This window comes from Streptomyces panaciradicis (assembly GCF_023516615.1).
GTDB classification, from domain to species: domain Bacteria; phylum Actinomycetota; class Actinomycetes; order Streptomycetales; family Streptomycetaceae; genus Streptomyces; species Streptomyces panaciradicis.
The window spans coordinates 1-790 of record NZ_JAMGBF010000326.1 but is presented as its reverse complement, the minus strand read 5'-3'; the positions used below and the strand labels follow the sequence as shown (position 1 = coordinate 790).

Sequence of the window (790 nt, the reverse complement as noted above, 5' to 3'; positions counted from 1 at the left end):
CCGTACGGCCCGCGACCGGCGAACCGATCGGGACATCCACACCACCACCACACCGCGACAACACCGTCGCGACAGCGGCCTGAGCAACCATGAACAGCGTCGTTCCGCTCTCACGCGCCAACCCGGTCAGGGCGGCATGCGTGGCGGCGGGGGCGGTCACCTTGTGGGTGGCCCCGCGGTAGGAGGCGACGGCGGGACGCGGCCGGTCGGCCGGCAGCGTCGCCTCCTGGGGCAGCTCGGCCAGCTCGGTCTGCCAGAAGGCGAGCTGGCGTTCCTCTTCGGTGGTGAGGAGCCTGCGCTGCCACAGGCTGTAGTCGGCGTACTGGACCGGCAGCGGCACCCACTCGGGGGCGTCGCCCCGTGAGCGTGCCGTGTACGCCGTGGCGAGGTCCCGCAGGAGCGGGCCGTTCGACCAGCCGTCGGAGGCGATGTGATGCATCACCACCAGGAGCACGTGCTCCTCGGTGGACAGCGCCAGCAGATCCGCGCGGATGGGCAGATCGGCGGCGAGGTCGAAGGTGACGCCGGCCAGCCGGGCCAGCGCCTGGTGCAGGGACTCCTCCGTCACCGGGGTCACCGGGAGCGCGAGGTCGGTCTCCGCGAGGGAACGGACCACCTGGTGAGGCGTGCCGTTCTCGGAGGGGAAGGTGGTCCGCAGGGCTTCATGCCGGCCGACGACGTCGACCAGCGCGCGGCGCAGCGCCTCGGTGTCGAGCGTGCCGGTGAGCCGGACGGCGAGGGGGGTGTTGTACGTCGGTGACGGGCCCTCCAACTGGTCCAGGAACCACAG

General features: G+C 72.2%; 1 protein-coding gene. It reads right to left on the bottom strand.

Going from position 1 to position 790, the window contains the following annotated elements:
* Positions 1–790, bottom strand: a 790-nt coding sequence (locus M8J74_RS44195; RefSeq protein WP_249841773.1) for a condensation domain-containing protein, incomplete at both ends; no start/stop codon positions are given.